Origin of the sequence: Chitinivorax tropicus, from assembly GCF_014202905.1 — a bacterium.
GTDB lineage: Bacteria > Pseudomonadota > Gammaproteobacteria > Burkholderiales > SCOH01 > Chitinivorax > Chitinivorax tropicus.
This window is the reverse complement of the sequence record NZ_JACHHY010000001.1, coordinates 222,293-241,873: the sequence shown is the minus strand read 5'-3', so window position 1 is coordinate 241,873 and position 19,581 is coordinate 222,293. Positions and strand designations below refer to the sequence as shown.

General features: G+C 57.6%; 12 protein-coding genes. 4 read left to right on the top strand and 8 right to left on the bottom strand.

The genetic code is table 11. The annotated features are described in order from the left end of the window. Positions 1–473: 473 nt before the first annotated feature. From maiA to hppD, 5 genes are all read right to left on the bottom strand, one after another. Entirely contained in the window at positions 474–1,118 is a 645-nt protein-coding gene (gene maiA / locus HNQ59_RS00880) for a maleylacetoacetate isomerase (protein WP_184033868.1), read from the bottom strand. Positions 1,119–1,246: 128 nt separating this feature from the next. After that, entirely contained in the window at positions 1,247–2,236 is a 990-nt protein-coding gene (locus tag HNQ59_RS00875) for a fumarylacetoacetate hydrolase family protein (protein WP_184033866.1), read from the bottom strand. Positions 2,237–2,320: 84 nt separating this feature from the next. Further along, entirely contained in the window at positions 2,321–3,448 is a 1,128-nt protein-coding gene (locus HNQ59_RS00870) for a homogentisate 1,2-dioxygenase (protein WP_184033864.1), read from the bottom strand. Further along, a complete protein-coding gene (gene phhA, locus HNQ59_RS00865; RefSeq protein ID WP_184033863.1) occupies positions 3,448–4,299 on the bottom strand; it encodes a phenylalanine 4-monooxygenase in 852 nt (283 codons plus the stop codon). The genes HNQ59_RS00870 and phhA overlap by 1 nt, the downstream gene beginning before the upstream one ends. 13 nt (positions 4,300–4,312) lie before the next feature. Beyond that, positions 4,313–5,428, bottom strand: coding sequence for a 4-hydroxyphenylpyruvate dioxygenase (hppD, locus tag HNQ59_RS00860; RefSeq protein ID WP_184033860.1), 1,116 nt, complete (start codon positions 5,426–5,428; stop codon positions 4,313–4,315). Positions 5,429–5,594: 166 nt separating this feature from the next. On the opposite strand from hppD, the gene HNQ59_RS00855 reads away from it, so the two are divergent. After that, a complete protein-coding gene (locus tag HNQ59_RS00855) occupies positions 5,595–6,080 on the top strand; it encodes an Lrp/AsnC family transcriptional regulator (protein WP_184033857.1) in 486 nt (161 codons plus the stop codon). A 25-nt stretch (positions 6,081–6,105) separates the two neighbouring features. Here the strand turns inward: HNQ59_RS00855 and HNQ59_RS00850 are convergent, their stop codons facing one another. Continuing rightward, entirely contained in the window at positions 6,106–9,066 is a 2,961-nt protein-coding gene (locus HNQ59_RS00850; RefSeq protein ID WP_246490795.1) for a bifunctional diguanylate cyclase/phosphodiesterase, read from the bottom strand. A 349-nt stretch (positions 9,067–9,415) separates the two neighbouring features. Here HNQ59_RS00850 and HNQ59_RS00845 point away from each other — a divergent pair, with 349 nt between their 5' ends. Next, positions 9,416–10,909 carry an AMP nucleosidase gene (locus tag HNQ59_RS00845; protein ID WP_184033854.1) on the top strand — a complete coding sequence of 498 codons (1,494 nt, stop codon included), beginning with the start codon at positions 9,416–9,418 and terminating at the stop codon, positions 10,907–10,909. Between the two features lie 6 nt (positions 10,910–10,915). Here the strand turns inward: HNQ59_RS00845 and HNQ59_RS00840 are convergent, their stop codons facing one another. Both HNQ59_RS00840 and HNQ59_RS00835 read right to left on the bottom strand, forming a co-directional pair. Continuing rightward, a complete protein-coding gene (locus HNQ59_RS00840; RefSeq protein ID WP_184033852.1) occupies positions 10,916–13,123 on the bottom strand; it encodes a putative bifunctional diguanylate cyclase/phosphodiesterase in 2,208 nt (735 codons plus the stop codon). A 26-nt stretch (positions 13,124–13,149) separates the two neighbouring features. Continuing rightward, entirely contained in the window at positions 13,150–16,908 is a 3,759-nt protein-coding gene (locus HNQ59_RS00835; RefSeq protein WP_221320147.1) for a response regulator, read from the bottom strand. 376 nt (positions 16,909–17,284) lie between these two features. On the opposite strand from HNQ59_RS00835, the gene HNQ59_RS00830 reads away from it, so the two are divergent. Next, positions 17,285–18,838 carry a thioredoxin family protein gene (locus HNQ59_RS00830; protein ID WP_184033847.1) on the top strand — a complete coding sequence of 518 codons (1,554 nt, stop codon included), beginning with the start codon at positions 17,285–17,287 and terminating at the stop codon, positions 18,836–18,838. Positions 18,839–18,859: 21 nt separating this feature from the next. Next, entirely contained in the window at positions 18,860–19,525 is a 666-nt protein-coding gene (locus tag HNQ59_RS00825) for a class I SAM-dependent methyltransferase (RefSeq protein ID WP_184033845.1), read from the top strand. Positions 19,526–19,581: the final 56 nt, after the last annotated feature.

Genomic DNA, 19,581 nt, shown 5'->3' with positions numbered 1-19,581 from the left:
GATTGATGAAGCATTTGCAATAACCATTTCTATTAAGCAATTCTAATGCCATTATTTTTTTTACCCTTATAAACAAGGGAATGCGAAATGCGTAAATGATTGATATGACATCATTGTAAAAAATATCGACACCGTCACGGAAAGTGGCCGTTCAGGCTGATCTACAAGGTTCATGTTGAAAAATAGATGTTTTTGCAGTTATGGATTGTATATCCGAATACAAGGGAATGTTTGTATGTTCCAATCAGGACAATCGGCTTGAAGCGGTCTTTATTGCTGCTATTTTGAAATGAAGGTGGTTTAGGGGGCATGCCTGCCAGAGCGGTTTGCTGATTCAGTGCAGGTGGATTCTAAAGATGATTTGATATGGTGTTGATATAAAATGATATTTATATTTATTGTTGCTTGGTGTGAGTAAAATCAAAATTTTTTAAAAAAACAAAATATGGCCAACGCTCGGGTTGGCCAGAGCATCAGGCGGCGTCAGGTTGCTGGGCGGGGGCGGCTGTGCTGAAGGCAGGCAGCGACTGGCAATGTGTGGCGATACGCTGCAAAGTTGGGTAGGCATCCATATCGACCTGAAAACGCTGTGCATTGAATACCTGGGGAATCAGGCATACATCGGCCAGTGTCGGTGTGTTGCCCAGGCAACACAGCCCTGTGCGCGCATCGCCTGCCAGCTGGTTCTCCAGCGCGGCGAAGCCCAGTTTGATCCAATGCTGGGCCCAGCCTGTCTTGGCGTCATCGGTTACAGCCAGCTCATTGCTCAGGTATTGCAGCACGCGCAGATTGTTGATGGGGTGGATGTCGCACGCGATGCCAAGGGCAATGGCACGCACCCATGCCCGGTCGAGGGGTGAGGATGGTAGCAGGGGGATCTCGGGGTGGGTTTCCTCCAGATACTCGCAGATGGCCAGCGACTGGGTGAGGATTCGGTTGCCGTCGATCAAGGTGGGCACCAGCTCCGCCGGGTTGAGCTGTTTGTAGGCCACGCTGTGCTGCTCGCCGCCGTGATTGAGTAGGTGGATGAATTGTGGGGTGTAGGGTAGCCCCTTCAGATTGAGCGCGATACGCACTCGGAAGGCGGCGGATGATCGGAAGTAGGTGTAGAGCTCCATCTATGTCTCCAAAGGCAGGTCGATAGGATCACGTTTGCTCAGCGTACATAAGCAAAAAGCAGGTCGGGTGACCTGCCATGGTGTCAAATGGGCCTGGTACATCTGCCAGGCCAGCATGCTGCCGGGTGTCAGTTGGTGGGGTTGGGCCTGACCACCTGATCGATCGCGCCGAAGATCGACTGGCCGTCACGGTCGAACATCTCGATGCGAACCTGTTCACCATATTGCAGGAAGGGGGTTCTGGGTTGTCCTTCCGCCAGGATCTCCAGCATGCGGCGCTCAACGATGCAGGCGCTGCCACGGCTGCGATCCACGTTCGAGATGGTGCCAGAGCCGACAATGGAGCCAGCGCACAGCTCGCGGGTCTTGGCGACATGGGCGATCAACTGTGCGAAATCGAACACCATGTCGGTGCCGCAATCCGGAGCGCCGAACAGCTCGCCACGAACATGGACAGTCAATGGGCGCGTGACCTTGCGGCCATCCCAATCGTGGCCCAGTTCATCAGGCGTGACGGCAACGGGCGAAAATGCAGTGGCGGGTTTGCTCTGGAAAAAGCCGAAGCCCTTGGCCAGCTCGGCGGGGATCAGGTTGCGCAGGGTGACGTCGTTCACCAGCATCAATAGTTTGATCTGGCTGGCAGCCTGCTCGGGTGTGGCGCCCATGGGCACGTCGCCAGTGATGACGGCGACTTCTCCTTCCAGGTCCACTCCCCAAGCGGTATCGCGTACCGCAATCGGTGCGGTGGGGGGCAGAAAACTGTCTGACCCACCTTGATACATCAATGGGTCAGTCCAGAATTCTGGCGGCATGTCGGCGCCGCGCGCTTTACGCACCAGCTCGACATGGTTGACGTAGGCTGAGCCATCAGCCCATTGGTATGCGCGGGGTAGGGGTGAGTGGCATTGCTGCGGGTCGAACTGGAACGCATCTTGCATGTCACCGCTGTTGAGCACTTCATAAGCGGCTTGCAGCAGGGGCTCGACCTTGGCCCAGTCGTCCAGGGCGGCTTGCAGTGTCATGGCGATATGGGGCACCTTGACCGCTTGCGTCAGATCACGGCTGACAACCGCCAGGGTACCATCGCGGCCTCCGGCTTTCAGTGTGGCGAGTTTCAATGTTATCTCCAGCGTCATGCGTTAAAAACGCGGGGCTCGCCCCGCGTCAAATGGCTGATTGCCATGATAGGCCGAATTGATGGCTCAGGTTTTGGGTTTCCACGAGTCCACATACCCAGGCCATTCGACTGACTGGGCTGGCTCGTGGATGTCAAGCGGGAAGCGGGTGTCGATCATCACTGCCACCTCGTCCGTCTCTGTCCGGCTTGCTTTCATGCCCACCTCGAACGCCTTGGGGTGCGGCCCATGAGTGAAACCGTTCGGATGCAAAGTCATCATGCCGGGCTTGATATTGTCGCGGCTGAAGAAATTGCCACGATGGTAGAAGATCAACTCATCATAGTCATCGTTGTTGTGGTAGAACGGCACTTTCAGTGCGCCTGGGTCGGATTCGATCGGGCGGGGCGCAAAGGTGCAGATCACGAAATTGCGTGCGACAAAGGTTGTGTGTGCCGAGGGAGGCAAGTGGTAGCGATGGCTCATCAGGGGGCGGATGTCGCGCCAATTCACCTTGCAGGCTACCAGGTCGCCATGCCAGCCAGTGGTATCCAACGGGTTGAACGGGTAGGTGAGGGTGGACAGCTGCCTAGCCCGTTTCACCTTGACCTGCCAGGTCTGATTACCTTGCTGGGCGCGGAATGCATCATTCAGCGCGGGGGTTTCCAGCACAGCGGGGTCAAAGATCGCGTGCGGGCCGACCATGCCTTTTTCCGGTAGCTGGTACGAACTTTGCGTGGCCTCGATCAGCATCAACTGTGTGGGTGAGCTAGGTGTCAGCCGCCACATGCTGCCACGAGGCAACATGATGTAGTCGCCATCTCGATAGGGCAAATGCCCCCAGTCACAATACAGATCGCCCGCGCCTTCATGGATGAACAGCAGCTCGTCGCCATCTGCATTGCGCACCAGATGGGTCATGGCGTCTTTCAGTTGCCAATAGCGGATGCGGGTATCGTGATTGGAGAACAACAGGTGGGCATCCCAGGGGCTGGGGCCGGCGAGAGCCAGCTCATTCAGGTCAAAGGCATGGGGCTGTAGTGGGCCGTCGAAACTGATCCAGGCTGTGGGTGGATGCTGATGGTGGAAGTGGCAGGCCGGGCCGAAAAAGCCTTCTTTGCCCATTTCGCGCTCATAAGTGCCGGTGGGTAAGTCGCAGTGGGCTTGCTTGGAATATTCGCCAGCAGATTTCGGAAAACTGATCCATTTTTTCATCAGGCGGCCTTTTGATCGACAGGGTTGGTATGGCTGACCAGGGTATCGCTGGGGAGGACCACGCTGGGGTCGATCGGCTCCAGTTTCTTCAAGTCTTCGTAGATTGGGCCGAAATCCACCGCCGTTTCATCGAACAATTGCTGGAAACTGTCGATGACGAAGTAGGTGTCCTGATAACGGTCGATCCGATATTCACTTTGCATCACGCGCCGCAGATCGAATTTGATGCGATTGGGCGCTGGGCTGTCGATGCAATGGATGATCTCACCGCCCGAGGACAAGATGCCGGCCCCATAGGTGCGCAACCCCTCTGGCGTCAGGATCAGCCCGAACTCGACCATATACCAATAAAGCCGCGCCAAATAAGGCACGGCGTCCAGCTTCATGGCGCGCAATCCGCCTTTGCCATACGCTTGCAGATGATCTGCGAATACCGGGTTCAGCAACAGCGGCACATGGCCGAAGAAATCATGAAAGATATCGGGCTCGACGATGTAGTCGAATTCCTCGGGCTTGCGCAGCCACACCGTGACCGGGAATTGGCGATGTGCCAAGTGGGTGAAAAAGGTGTCGTCCGGAATCAGGCCAGGAACAGCCACGATCTTCCAGCCAGTCTCCGCCAGGATCTGATTGGCATCATCGAAACAGGGCAGCCCATCGGATGCCAGGCGATGCACATTCTCTATGAATTCCTCGGCGGCGTAGCCTTTCAGTTTGCTGCTCTGGCGCTCGAACAACCGCCGATAGAGATCATGCTCCTCGGCGGTGTAGACCTGCCAGTCCTGCTCGACGGTGTAATCCGCACGGATGTGGCTGTAATTGCCACGCAATGGGTTGTCCGGTTTGAGCATGAAAGCCTCCTGATCACGCGGCCTGGGTGCTTGGGTCTTGCAGCACGCCGCGACGGATCTGGTCGAGTTCGATCGAATCGAACAGGGCTTTGAAATTACCCTCGCCAAACCCTTCATTGCCCTTGCGCTGGATGATCTCGAAGAAGATCGGGCCGATGACGGTTTCGGTGAAGATCTGCAGCAGATAGCCTTGCCCTTCGCTGGGGGCGCCATCGATCAGGATGCGGTTGGCCTTGAGCCGCGCGATGTCCTCGCCATGCCCTTTGACCCGCTCATTCACCATGTCATAGTAAGTGTCAGGGGTGTCAAGGAAGGTGATGCCGCGTGCTTTAAGGGCCTCGATCGTGCCGATGATATCGTCGGTACCCAGAGCAATGTGCTGTATGCCTTCTCCATTATATGCATGCAGGAATTCTTCAATCTGGCTTTTATCGTCAGAAGACTCGTTGATCGGGATGCGGATCTTGCCGCATGGGCTGGTCATGGCCTGGCTTTTCAGCCCGGTCAGCTTGCCCTCGATGTCGAAATAGCGGATTTCCTTGAAATTGAACAGCTTTTCATAAAATGACGACCAGACGCCCATCCGTCCGCGATGGACATTATGGGTCAGGTGGTCGATATAGGTCAGGCCGACCCCGAAATTGACCCCGTTGGAATCGTCCAGCGGAATGAAATCCACGTCATAGATGGACTGGCTGCCATAGCGATCCACCAGATAGATGGGGCAATCACCGATGCCCTTGATGGCGGGGATGTTCAGCTCCATCGGGCCGTAGTTCTGATCATGCGGAACAGCACCCAGGCTCACTGCGCGGTCAAAAGCGGCGCGTGCATCAGCTACCCGGAAAGCCATCGCGCAGGCAGAGGGCCCATGCACTCGGGCAAAAGATTGCGCAAAACTTTCTTTTTCAGCATTGACGATGAAATTGATGTCGCCTTGACGATACAATGTCACATTTTTGGAGCGGTGCTTTGCGACGGCCTTGAAGCCCAACAGGGTAAACAGGGTGTCCAACGTTTGAGGGTCGGGCGCGGTGTATTCGACGAATTCAAAACCGTCGGTGCCCATCGGGTTGTCCCACAGTGAGGTGGGGGCGGAGCGAGGACGTGCAAACTGCAACGTGGTCATGAGTGTGTCTCCAAATGGATTTGTGATGTTATCTTTGGTCGCCGTTGGCGATACCTCACATTTTTCTATCCTACGCTGAAATCCTCGATATTTGATTTCAAAAATTGCCCGAACTTCTTTAAAATAAGCAACGTATAACTAACTTTAATTCGCAAAGAGCAATAAAATGTCAAAGCGAATCAGGCTCGACAAAATCGATCGCCGTATTCTTGAAGTCCTGCAGCAGCATGGCCGCATCTCCAATGTAGAGCTGGCCAAGCGCGTGGCCTTGTCTCCCTCGCCTTGCCTGCGGCGTCTGCAAAGGCTGGAGGAAACAGGCGTCATCGATCATTACACCGCCATTCTCAGCCCGGAAAAATTGGGGTTTGGCTTGCTGGCTTTCGTCAATGTGTCGTTGGACAAGCGAGCCGAAAGCTCGACTGACAGCTTCAAGCAGGCGGTCAGGGAGTGGCCGGAGGTGACGGAATGTCACTCTATGACTGGAGAGATGGATTATCTGCTGCGGGTCATGGTGACGGATCTGCAGCACTTTTCACGATTTGTGATGGATAAGGTGCTGAAGCAGCCCGGGGTGCTGGATGTCAAATCCAGCTTTGCATTGGAAGGGGTGAAGCGCACCACCATCCTGCCAGTCGATGAGGCGCTCGACTGAGCGTTGGGAGGCGGAGACGGGCACATCACGCCGCAGGCCGAGCCACCGATAGTGGGTTTTGCTGCAACAGCAGGTCGAATTCGGTGGCGGGCACGGGGCGGCTGTACCAATAGCCTTGCGCATAATCACACTGCGCCCCGATCAGCAGATTGCGTTGCTGCTCTGTCTCCACGCCTTCGGCTACCACTTTAATGCCAAGTTTGTGGGCCATCACGATGATGGCCTCGCATAACGCCAGATCGGGCGAGTCCGGTGTCAGATTGCGCACGAACGACTGGTCGATCTTCAAATAATCAATATCGAATTTCTTTAAATAGGACAGGGACGAATAGCCGGTGCCGAAGTCGTCCAGCGCCACCTGGATTCCCGCATCCCGGAACGCCAGCAGCCGACGGCTGACGGCTTCACCGGCATCCATCAGCAGACCTTCGGTGATTTCAACCACCATGCAGTGGCCGGGCAGGTTGAGTGATTTCAGGTGATCGATCCAGACGCTCTCATGGTGGGCCTCGCTGCGGAACTGGATCGGTGATTTGTTGACGCTGATCTGCATGTCGGGTTGATAGCGCTCGCGCCAGATCTTGACCTGGCGTGCGGCTTCGAGGAACACCCAATTCCCGATCTCATTGATCAGACCGGTTTCCTCTGCAATCGGGATGAAATCAGCCGGACTGATCCGGCCATGCTTGGGGTGTACCCACCGGATCAATGCTTCTGCTTTCTGGATGCGGCCACTGCTCAGCTCGACGATGGGTTGGTAGTACAGGGTGAATTGCTCGCCACTGATGGCGATACGCAATTCATTGGCCAATCGCATGCGTTTTTCGACGGATTCCTGCATCGATGGGGTGAAGAAATTGTAGCGATTCCGCCCTCGCTGTTTGGCGGCATACATGGCCTGGTCGGCGTGTTTGATCAGGCTATCGACATCCGTGGCATCGTCTGGGTAGAAGGTGATGCCGATACTGGCGGAAATGTAAGTCAGATCGTCGCCCAGCTGGAAAGGCTCGACCAGGCGGGCCAGCAGATCACGCGCCACCCGCTCTGCGATGTGGGTGTCCTCCAGCTCGCTCAGGATCAGGGTGAATTCATCCCCCCCCAGCCTGACAACTGTATCGCTCTCCCTTACGGTGGCGGTCAGGCGGCTGGCGACATCTTTCAGCAATTGGTCGCCCATCGCATGTCCGAGGGTGTCGTTGACCGCCTTGAAGTGATCGAGATCGAGGAAGATCAACGCCAGTGAGAGCCCCGTGCGGTGTGATTTCTTGATCTCCTGCTGGAGCCGATCGTGGAACATGTGCCGGTTGGGCAGTCCGGTCAGCGGGTCAAAATTGGCTTGTTGCCAGATCAATTCCTCGGATTTCTTTTTTTCACTGATATCCTGAAACTGTGCAACCCGACGATGGACAGTGCCATCTTCATTCAAAATGGTATTGACCCCCAGCCACGCGACGAAATCTTCGCCGCTCTTGCGCTTCACCCAGATCTCGCCTTGCCATTGGCCATTCAGGCGGATCGCATCGCTCATTTCCTGGTAGAAACGCTCATCATGTCTGTCGGAGCGCAACAAGCGGGTATTGCCGCCGACGATCTCATCACGCTGGTAGCCGGTGAGGCGGGTGAACGCCGGGTTGATCGCCAGAATGGCGTTCTTGGCATCTGACACCGACATGGCCTCATTGCTGTTGGTGTAGACCAGTGAGGCCAATTGCATCTCCTCTTCGGCATGCCGCTGGTCGGTGATGTTTTCGATGATCGACCAGACATAGCGTTCGCCCTCACCACCGGTAATCAGCATGCCGTTGAGCCGCACGGGGATCAGCTGGCCGTTGTGGTGGATGTATTCCTTCTCATACGGGCCATATCGCCCTTGCTGGATCAACAGCTTGGCCTGGTGCTGGTCGAGCGATGCATAGCGGGGCGGGGTGAGGTCCCAATAGCTGAGTCGATTCAGCTCAGCCAGTGGGTACCCCACCATATTCAACAGCGCCGGGTTTGCTTCCACATAGCGTCCATCGAGGGTATTGCGGGCCATGCCCAGCGGTGACAGCTCGAACATGGCGCTCAAGCGCTGTTCGCGCTCCCGTAGATCTGCTTCGGCCTGCATGCGCTCTTGCAAAGCCAGGGCGAGCGACATACCGATCAAGGTGATGATGACGGTGAAGAACCAGTAGTTGGCTTGGCTGCCTACCGGTGCAGATTGGCTGAAATAGCTGTGATCGCCCATGCCCCCAACCAGTGCCTGGATGGAAAGGATGGCCAGCGCCAGCGATACACCGTGTCGCCCCAGCCGCACCCCGGCCCAGGCTACGAATACAAAGGCCATGAAATCTTCCGCATATTGACCGACCTGCTGGTGAAGCCAGCCGAGGAAGATGATCTGGCCTGCCAGGATCGTCAGTCCAAAACAGATCACGGCTTCGATCAGCCTTTCCTGCTGCAGCCAATGACGGGGTGGATTCAGCCACAGGACAGCCAGTGGCGTCAGGATCAACATGCCAAGCACGTCGCCTTGCCAGTGCAGGATCATCTGTTGCAAGGGGAGTGTGTCGGGGATGTCGCTATTGATCCAGGAGAGCACCATGCCCAGGGTATCACCCAGCAGATTGGCAATGGCGATGGACGCGCAGAACCAGACATATTGCCGAAGGCGGGAAAATGGTGGCACACCAGGCTGGTGCAGCTGGATCAACCAGGCGGCAGTCACGGCCTCCACTGTGGTGTCAAACATACTGGCTGACATGGCCTGGGTGGGAAACCCAAGTAAGAAATGGCCGCACAGATCGCCCAGGGCAATGGCTGGCCAAAATCGCAGCCCCGCCACCATCAGCCCTGCCAAAGCCAGCCCGCCAGGCAGCCATAGCGACGTGGCGCGGTTCTGGTTGGCCAGAAAATGCCAAGTCAGCACGACAACGGTTGCGTAAAGTGTGGCAAAGGCCAATATCTGTAAGCTTTCTGTCACGCTGTAACGAAACCATTTCTTCAAGTGACAGTCTCCTGATGTCGGTTGCCCTGGCCGCCTGCTGTCATGGACAGGCGGGCAGGGTGGTTATGGGCTCTCTTTGTTATAGACCCTTGGATGCGGGGTGAGCTGTTGCAATCACATCTGCTCGCCCAGCCCTTGCCCGCTGGCAGGCATGCGGGAATGTCTGCAATGCCAAATCCAGCGCCGTTGCGCCATACTGAAGCCATATCACGGCTGTTTTCCGTTGGCTGTAAATAATATCAGTTATGATCAAATCAGCATCCGATCCGGCTGTTCCATGCTTCATCAACCCAACCCAGCGATGCTCAGATTATCGGCTGGGTGTCATATAGAGACTTGCGAGCCCGACATGCCCTATCTGCCCGCTTTCATTGCCGCTCAAGCCTTCACCGATGCCGAAGCCGCCTTGCAGCACGCCCGTCACATCTACGATCACAGCCTGGCGCATCTGCGCGATGCTATGCAGCGCTTTGTCAAAGGGGAGGATCTGCCAGGGCATGTCCGGGCGTGTTATCCCTACGTCAGGGTGCAGACCGACACCGTCGCACGGTTTTCACCTGCAGATGCCGCACGGTTGAGCTATGGGTTCGTGGCCGGGCCAGGCCGGTTTGAAACCACGCTCACTCGTCCTGACCTGTTTGCCGACTATTATCTGGAACAGTTTTCGCTGCTGTTGCAAAACCACCGATGCGAGCTGGAGGTCGGTGTCAGCAATCAGCCCATTCCTGTGCATTTTTCGTTTGCCGAGCATGACCATATTGAGGGCAGCCTGAGCCCGGCCCGCCGGATGTTGATGCGCGATGTGTTCGATCTGCCGGACTTGACTGCCATGGACGATGGCATCGCCAATGGCACCTACGAGCCCGGCCCTGGCGAAGCCCAGCCCTTGTCCTTGTTCACTGCGCCGCGCGTGGATTACTCGCTGCATCGGCTGCGCCATTACACCGGTACGGCGCCGGAGCACTTCCAGAGTTTCGTGCTGTTCACCAACTATCAGTTCTACATCGACGAATTCATCCGCATGGGCCATGCCGCCATGCAAGACCCGGCAAGTGATTACATCGCCTTTATCGAGCCAGGGAATGTGGTGACCCGCCGGGTGGGCCAACCTGCCGGGGCTGTTGACCATTTGGGTGCTGCCTTGCCGCGCCTGCCGCAGATGCCCGCCTATCACTTGATCCGGGCTGACCGCAGGGGGATCAGCATGGTCAATATCGGCGTGGGCCCAGCCAATGCCAAGACCATCACTGATCACATCGCGGTATTGCGCCCGCAGGCTTGGGTCATGCTTGGGCACTGCGCCGGGCTGCGAAACAGCCAGCAGCTGGGTGACTATGTGCTGGCGCATGGCTATGTGCGTGAAGACCATGTGCTGGATGAAGACCTGCCGCTGTGGGTGCCGATTCCGGCGCTGGCCGAGATCCAGCTTGCGCTGGAGGCAGCCGTGTCCGAGATCACCCAGGTCAAGGGCAGCGAATTGAAGCGGATCATGCGCACCGGCACGGTGGCGAGCACCGACAACCGCAACTGGGAGCTGCTGCCGGACAATCGGCCCCAGCGGCGTTTCAGCCAAAGCCGCGCCATTGCGCTGGACATGGAAAGCGCCACCATTGCTGCCAATGGCTTCCGGTTCCGCGTCCCCTACGGCACCTTGCTTTGTGTCAGCGACAAGCCCTTGCATGGTGAGATCAAGCTGCCCGGCATGGCAAACCAGTTCTATCGTGATCGTGTCGATCAGCATCTGCGTATTGGGATCAAGGCGATGGAGCTGCTGCGCGAGCAGGGCATCAACCAACTGCACAGCCGGAAACTGCGTAGCTTTGCCGAGGTGGCGTTCCAGTAGGTGTTGTCAACAGGACGGCGCTGGTGGTGGCATGCCGGCTTGGCTCGGCATGTGGTTTGGTCGCAGAGGCATACCTGCTGTCATGCTGTTGCTGATCAAGCTCTCCAGCTCTGCCACCTGGCAGGGCGGGGAGTAATAGAAGCCTTGAATGATGTCGCACCCCAGGCAGGTCAGCACATCCAGCTGGGCTTTGGTTTCCACACCCTCCGCGATGGTCTTCATGCGCAGGTTGTGGGCCAGATCGATGATAGAGGCGACGATGGCCACATCCCGTTCCGATTCCGCCAGTTGATCCACAAAGCTCTTGTCGATCTTCAACGCATCCAGATTGAAACGCTTGATGTAGCTGAATGAGGAATAGCCGGTGCCGAAATCATCGATCGACAACGACACGGCCAGCTGATGCAGTTGGTGGAGAATGTGCAGGGTCTGTTCATTTTCCTGCATCAGCATGTTTTCCGTCAGCTCCAGCTCGATCGAAGCCGGGTTGATCTGGTGCTGGTGCAGATGCTGGCGGAGCATGCGTGCTAGGTTCTCATCCACGAATTGCCGTGGCGAGATATTGATGGCGATTTTGCAGTCCTCCGGTAGCACATGCCGCCGATTCCAGTCTTGGCGCTGCGCACACACTGTCTTGATGATCCAGTTGCCAACCGGCACGATCAGGCCGGTTTCCTCCAGCAGTGGGACAAAGGTTGCGGGGGAGACCAAGCCTGCTGTCGGGTGCTGCCAGCGCAACAGGGCCTCCAGGCCGATGATCTGGCCCGTCCGTAGATCGATCTGTGGCTGATACACCAGCCGCAGCTGCTGGCCAGTGAGCGCATGGTGCAGGCTTTGTTCCAATACCATCTTGGTCCGCGCCCGGTCATTCATTTCCTGGGTGAAGAAATGGTAGAGGTTGCGGCCATCGCTTTTGGCCCGGTACATCGCGACATCTGCAGCCTGCATCAGCGCGACCGGGTTGTCGCCACACGCCGGATAGGTGGCGATGCCGACACTTGCGCCGATGATCAGCTCCATGTCCTGGATCTGGAAGGGGTGCTTGAGGGCCTCGATGATCTTGGCGGCGCAGTAGGCGGCGTCCTCCGCCCCGTCCAGATGCTCCAGAATGACTGTGAATTCATCGCCGCCCAACCGCGCCAGTGTGTCTGCTTGGCGGACGGTGTGTCTCAAGCGATCAGCTACGGCCTGCAAGAGCTTATCGCCGCTTTCGTGACCAAGGGTGTCGTTCACCTGTTTGAATCGATCCAGATCGATCAGCAAAAGTGCCATCTGGCCGTGGTGGCGGGTGCAGCGTGCCAGCGCGTGCAGCAGCGCGGCCTTGAATCCAGCACGATTGTAGAGCCCGGTCAGGTGATCGGTCATGGCTTGCATCCGCAGCTGGTTTTCCAGTGCCTTGCGTTGGGTGATGTCCACGAACACCACCACGGTGCCCTTGGTGCAGCCAGCCAAGGGCGAGCAGGTGTATTGAACGGGAAAGGCATCCCGTTGGGTGGAGCCGAACAGCGCTTCCTCTACTCGGATCTCACGTTTTTCCGACCAGGCCAGGTAAAAGTCGGATGCTTCCCAATGGTTGGGCTGTTCCTCAAGCGGGGGATAAAAGCTGCGAAAAGGTTGATCCAGCAGATCAGGCTGAGGGAGCTGCAGCAGATTCAAGGCGGCTGGGTTGGCGAATCGCACCTCGCCCTCGGTGGAAAGCCCGATCACGCCCTCGCCGGCGGCATTGAGCATGGATTCGTAATAGGCTTTCTGGGTGTCCAGCCGCTCATAGGCGATCTTGAGCTGATGCTTTTGTTGGTTCAGCGCCAGAAACTGCATGACCTTACAGCGCAACATGACGCTGTTGATCGGTTTGGTCAGGAACTCAATGGCCCCTGCTTGATAGCCACGTAAGGTCTCCATCTCGTCGCGCAGGAAGGCGGTCAGCATGATCACCGGGATATGGCGCGTGCTGCGGGTGCTGCGCATCATCTGTAGCACTTCGTAGCCATCCATGCCCGGCATCGACACGTCCAGCAGCACCAAGGATACCTCGGTGTTCAGCAGCATTTTCAGTGCGGTTGCGCCCGAGCTGGCATGCAGGAAATGGATCTGTCCATCATCCAACATGGCCTCCAGCGCCACGCGGTTCTCCTGTTTGTCATCCACCAACAGTACCGTCTGGATGAATGGGGGAATCCGTACTGCGGTAGGAGAGGTGTCATTGGCGGCCATGGTGGAGGTCCCTGTGTCAGCTGGGCTCAGCCGATCTGCCAGCGTGCCAGCGCTTTGAACAGCGACTGCTGGTTGATCGGCTTGGCCAGGTAATCATCTGCACCCGCCGCCAGGCATTTCTCCCGATCCCCCTGCATGGCATAGGCGGTGACTGCGATGATCGGCTTTTTGAAGTCTGCATCCCGCAGCCTGCGGATGGCGGTATAGCCGTCCATGACCGGCATCGCCATGTCCATCAAGACCACATCGATGTGGTGATGCTCGGCCACCTGCTGGATGGCCGCTTCGCCATTGTCTGCAGTCAAGACATTGAATTGCCGGGTTTCCAGCAGGCTGTTCATGGCATAGATGTTGCGGATGTCATCATCGACTACCAATACGGTCTTCCAGTCACTGCCCTCGGCTGGGGCGGGCAGCATGTCATCATTGGGCGGTTGCGCCAGGCCTGGGCTGGTGGGTAGCATATCTGCCAGTAACAATTGAATGGTGTTTTGTAGCGTGTCGGGCGAGTGTTGTTGCTTGCTCAGTGTCACAACATGCTGCGCCTGCTTGGGCAGCGGTGTGGTGGTCGGCAGGCAGCCGGAGTAGATCACCACATGAATGTGTTGATAGGACTGCTGATCGTACATCCAGGCCAGCAGCTCGCTGCCGAAGCCATCCGACAGATGTAGATCGAGAATCATCACATCAATGGCGCGGGACTGCAGCACTTGTTTGGCTTCCTCGATCGAGCCCACTGCGGACACATGGAAGTCGGTCTGGTCGAGCATCTGGGCATAGTGCTCACGCTCGATGAGGTTATCCTCCACCAGTAATACCTGCCAGCGGTCGGCCACCCCATTGGCTCCCAGCTGTTGCAAGACATGCAGCAGCGCCTGTTGATCAAAAGGTTTCACCAGATAATTGCAAATGCCCCTTTCCCGCCAGTCATCGGGGCGATCCAGGCAGGAGATGACCTGAACCGGCACGGTCGGGCCGATGATATCGCGCAATGCGCGCAAGACCCGCCAGCCACTCATGTCGGGTAGCAGTAGATCCAGCAACACCGCTGAGGGGGGCGTCTGGCGGGCCAGGTCGAGCGCGAGTGCGCCGCTGGATGCCACGGATGCTTGCAGGCCCAATGCCTGGGCGGCTGACAGAATGATATGGGCCAGCGCGGCATCGTCCTCGATGACCAGCAGTTTGTTGTGGGCGAGGGGGCGTTGAGCAGGGGGCTCAGGCAGCGGTGGTGGCATGAGTTGGCTATGTGGTTTGACAGACTGGACTGGGACGGACACCGTAAAGCAGCTTCCCCCGCCCGGCGGGTCGGTGAGCTGCACGTCTCCACCCAGCAATTTGGCCAACTGGCGTGAGATGGTCAGGCCCAGACCTGTGCCGCCAAAACTGCGGCTGGTGGAGTTGTCGAGTTGACGGAAGGCTTCAAAGATCTCTTCCCGTTTGTCTGGCGGAATGCCAGGGCCGGTGTCGGTGACAGCCACGGCCAGCCAGGTGTCCGCATCGGGCGGGGGCGATGACTTGGGTGGTGGCGCGGCGGGGTGGATCTCGATGGATACCTGCCCCTGATCTGTGAATTTGATGGCGTTCACGGTCAGATTTTTGATCACTTGCTGGAGGCGCTTGTTGTCGGTGATGAACAACGCTGGCGTGTCAGGCTGGACTGTGACCGTCAGGTGCAAGGATTGTCGCTCCGCCAGAGGCCTGAATGCGCTCAACAGGTGATGGGCCAGGTCCTGGGCTGAGATGAGATCCTGCTCGACGGTGACACGGCCTGCCTCGATCTTGGAGAGATCCAGAATGTCATTGATCAAGGACAGCAGCTCGGAACCTGAGCGGAAGATGATATCGGCGTGCTCCACCTGCTTGTTGGTCAGGTTGCCCTGGCGATTGTCCCGCAATTGCTCGGCCAGGATCAGAATGCTGTTCAGCGGGGTGCGCAGCTCGTGCGACATGTTGGCCAGAAATTCACTTTTGTAGCGGCTGGCTTGTTCCAGTTGCTCGGTCTGTTGCCTCAGGCGCTGTTCGGTGGCTTTACGGCTGGAGATGTCATTGATCAGGCAGAGCACAAAGACCCCTTCATCGGTACTCATCGGATTCAGGCCGATTTCGATCGGAAACTCCGACCCATCCTTTCTGAGCCCGAACAGGTCCCGCCCCGCCCCCATCGGTCTGGCATCACGCTCACGGAAAAAGGCTTCCCGGTAACCGGCGTGGTGTGCCCGAAAGCGTGTGGGGATCAGCCGCTCGACGGGTTGGCCCAGCAACTCATTGTCTGGATAGCCAAACCAGCGTTCGACTATCGGGTTCACCAACTCGATCTGGCCTTGTGGGTTGACCATCAGAATGGCGCTCGGGATGCTTTTCACCACTTGGCGGAATCGATCCTCCAGGCGTTTACGGATGGATAGATCGACAACCGAACATAAGGTGGCGGTGGCGTCATCGAGTGCCAGTGGGGTCAGTTGGATCTCAACCGGGAACTCGCCACCACCTGGCCTGAGCCCGACAAAGCCTTGCTCGGCGCCCAGGTGTTGCGGGGTGTTGGTCGCCGCACAACGGCTGGCTAATTGGGACAATGGGGCAGTGGTGGGTGGTCTGGTTGCCAGCACCTGGTCGATGGACTGCCCGACCAGCTTGCTGGTGCTGGTTTCAAACCACTCGGCAGCTGTGCTGTTGGCCGTCGTGATGCATCCGTTCCGATCCATTGTCAGCAAGGCATAGGGGATGGCTTCCAAGGTGTGGCGGAAGCGTGTCTCGCGTTGTTGGCTCTCCAGGGTGCGATCGGTGATCAGCCGCATCTCCAGCTGTCTGGCATTGGCACGTTGCGCGACGATGCCCATGGTCAGCAAGGTCATCAACAGGCCCGCGCCCCATATCCAGTGCGCGCGGCCAGGCATTTGCGAGGCCAGGAAAGGTGCCGTCGGTGACATGACCAGTATCCATTGATGGCCACCCAGATCCAGTGTGTGCTCGATGGTCAGCGGGCCGCTATGCTGTCCCGTGCCGTAGATCAGTTTTCCATCCCGTGTGCCATCGTGAATGCTCAATCTGATGGGGCGGCTTGAAATGCTGGTGGCTGCGACCAGCTCACGCACCCGGCTGCCTACATATAGCCATCCTTGTGGTTGGGCAGGGTGATCGGAGGCGGGTTGGGTGGGGTAGGCCAGATACAGCATGAAGCTTGGGGTCTGCGCATGCCGCTGGTCGAGAAGCAGGACAATGCTGGCCGATGCGGCCACCTTGCCGGTGGTCGCGGTGAAATCCATGGCGCGGCGCCGGTTAGGCTCGCCATAGGCGTCAAAGCCCAGGCTGGGCAGGTAATCCACACGCGGCGGGTGGATCATGGTGATGATGCTCTGCACAGGGGCATCCTGGCTGGGGTGGATCTGAAAGTCTGGATGCAGCAGCAGCATGCGCTCGACAAACGCCGCTCGCTGGGTGGCCGTCACCCGCTCGGCAAAGCCAATGCCAAACAGGCCAGGATAGTCCCGCATCAAGCCACTATCCCTGACATATAGATGGAATTCCTCCTCCGATACGCTGCCCCGTGCATTGAAATGTGCCGCCACACCACGTAACGCCTGCGCATAGTGCTGTATCCGCTCGGCAATGGCATGCTGCTGCAGCCTGGCCTGTTCCTCGAACCGGGTGCGCATCAGAGATTGCTCTTGCTGAGTGACCATCGATGCCAGAAAGGCCGTGCCACCCAGCATGGTAATCAACAAGGCCAGGCTGGCCAGCATTTGCCTGGGTATCGAGCGGACGATGGGGTGGGTGCGCAATTGCACTTCCTCTGCTGAAATGGGTCCGGTGATCAGATGGCGTTGCGTGTTAAAACAGGTTCACATCGTTGCTTCAATATTTAGATGGATTGGGTGAATATTTCAATTCATATGATTCATGATTTAATTCGAAATAGGTAAATTTGAAGTATGGTAAATATTCATATTAATCATTATGTTGTTTGATGCTGTTTCTGGCCTGATTTGTGGGTGATATTGATTGTATTTGCTATTCGGATATAAGGATGTATTGTCGATGTGTGCTTTTGCTGGCTGGCGACCGGGCTGATATTTACGTGTTGCTGAAATCAAGGTGGCAGAACCACCTCTACAGGATGTAAAAGCTGGATTATCATGCGGTATCTCATTGGGAGGGGTGAGCATGAAACAATGGCCGATTCTTTGGGCGGGCCTGATGGTGGTGGGCCTGCCTGGGCTGCCTGTCCTGGCGGCAGATACTGGTGCGGTGGCGATGGCGGGCATCGATTGGCAGAAAGGCGATGTGGATGCTGCCTTCGCGTTGGCCAAAGCCAACCAGAAGCCCTTGTTCCTGTATTGGGGGGCGGCATGGTGTCCGCCTTGCAATCAGGTCAAGGCGACCATCTTCAACCAGCAGGCCTTTATTGACCGGTCGCGTTCCTTTGTGCCGGTCTATCTGGATGGCGACAGCCCCAATGCCCAGCAGCTGGGCGAGCGATTCCAGGTGCGTGGCTACCCCACCATGATCTTGTTCAAGCCCGATGGCACGGAGATCACCCGCTTGCCCGGTGAGTTGGATCTGCGACGTTATCTGCAGGTGTTGGATCTGGGTATGTCATCCGCCTTGCCGGTCGGGATGGTGCTGGCCCGAGCCCAGGATGGCAAGACGACCCTGCATGCCAATGACTGGCGGCTGCTGGCAGACTACTCATGGGATACCGATGAAGCCAAGTTGGTCGAGCCTGAAAAGCGAGCTGCAGTTCTGTATGCCTTGGGCGCGAAATGCCCGCAGCGTGAAACGGCGGCCCGGCTGATGTTGAAGGCCCTGGCTGCGGCAAACGAGGGGCAGCCTGCACTGGATGAGCCGTCGCGCCGTGTGGCGGCCCGCCATGTGGCCAGCGTGTTGGCCAATGCCCGACTGGCTCGGCAGAATTTCGACATCCTGACCGGCTATGCGTCCGACATCGTACCGCTGATCGAAAAGCAAGGCGTGCAACGTGATCGGCTGCTGGCGAGCTGGGACAAGGTATTGCAGCGGCTGAGTCAAGATCCATCGCTATCCACCGCTGATCGCCTGTCTGCGTTGACCTCGCGTGTTGCACTGGCCAAGCTTGATGGCAAGACGCCGTCTGTTGCGCTGCAGCAGGCCGTGCGGCAGCAGGTGGCCAAGGCCGACCAGATGACCCAGGATCGGTTCGAGCGCCAGGCCGTCATCAGCACGGCGGCCTACACTTTGACAGAGGTGGGCTTGATGCCCGAGGCAGATCAGCTGCTGACTGCGGAATTGAGCAAGTCACATTCCCCTTACTATTTCATGCTGTCGTTGGCTGGCAATGCCAAGAAGCGTGGCGACAAGGCGCAGGCGCTGACATGGTATGAAAAGGCCTATGCCACGTCCGAAGGCCCGGCCACCCGCTTGCAGTGGGGGGCGAGCTATGTGCTGGGACTGCTGGAGTTGTCACCAGAAGACGAGCCACGCATCGATCAGGCCGTCCATCAGATCCTGAACGAGCTGAATGGTCAATCCAATGTCTTTTATGAGCGTAACCGCCGCTCGCTGGAGAAGATAGCCTTGAAACTGGCCGGGTGGAATCAACAAGGCCAGCACGAGAGCGTGGTCACCAAGGTGAAGGGGCAGCTGGATGGATTGTGCCAAGCGCTCTCGACAGAAGACCCGCAGCGACAGGTCTGCCAGGGCTTGGTGCAGGTAATGGATCGGAAACCCGGCGCCGCATAGGCCCATTTGATCAGGTATACCATGTCCCGACGTACATTGAATCTCGACGATACACTCTATCAGTATGTGCTGGATCACTCATTGCATGAGCACCCGGAACAGGCAGCACTGCGCAAGGTGACGGCCCAGCATGAGCGAGCCAGAATGCAGATCTCACCCGAGCAAGGGCAGTTGATGGCGCTGCTGATCAAGTTGCTGGGGGTGAGCCGCGCCATCGAGGTGGGTGTGTTCACTGGCTACAGTGCGCTTTCCGTGGCGCTGGCGCTGCCACCCACAGGATATCTGTTGGCCTGCGACATCAGTGAGGAATTCACCAGTATCGGCAAACCATATTGGCAGCGAGCCGGGGTGGCGCACAAGATCGACCTGCAACTGGCGCCAGCGGTGGATACCCTGCAAGCCCGCATCGCAGCAGGTGAGGCGAGCAGTTACGATTTTGCCTTCATCGATGCAGACAAAATCAGTTACGACCACTATTACGAGCAGTGCTTGACCCTGTTGCGGCCCGGCGGGCTGATCATGATCGACAATGTGCTGTGGGGTGGCGCGGTGGCCCGACCCGCTGATGATCTGGATGCCGATACCCGTGCCCTGCAAGCCTTGAATCGTAAATTGCATCGGGATGATCGCATCGATCTCACCCTGTTGCCGTTGAGTGATGGCATCACGCTGGCACGCAAGCGGTAGCGATGGTCTGTCCGGCAGTTTGGAGCGCACCAACAACCCCGGGCATCCGGGGTTGT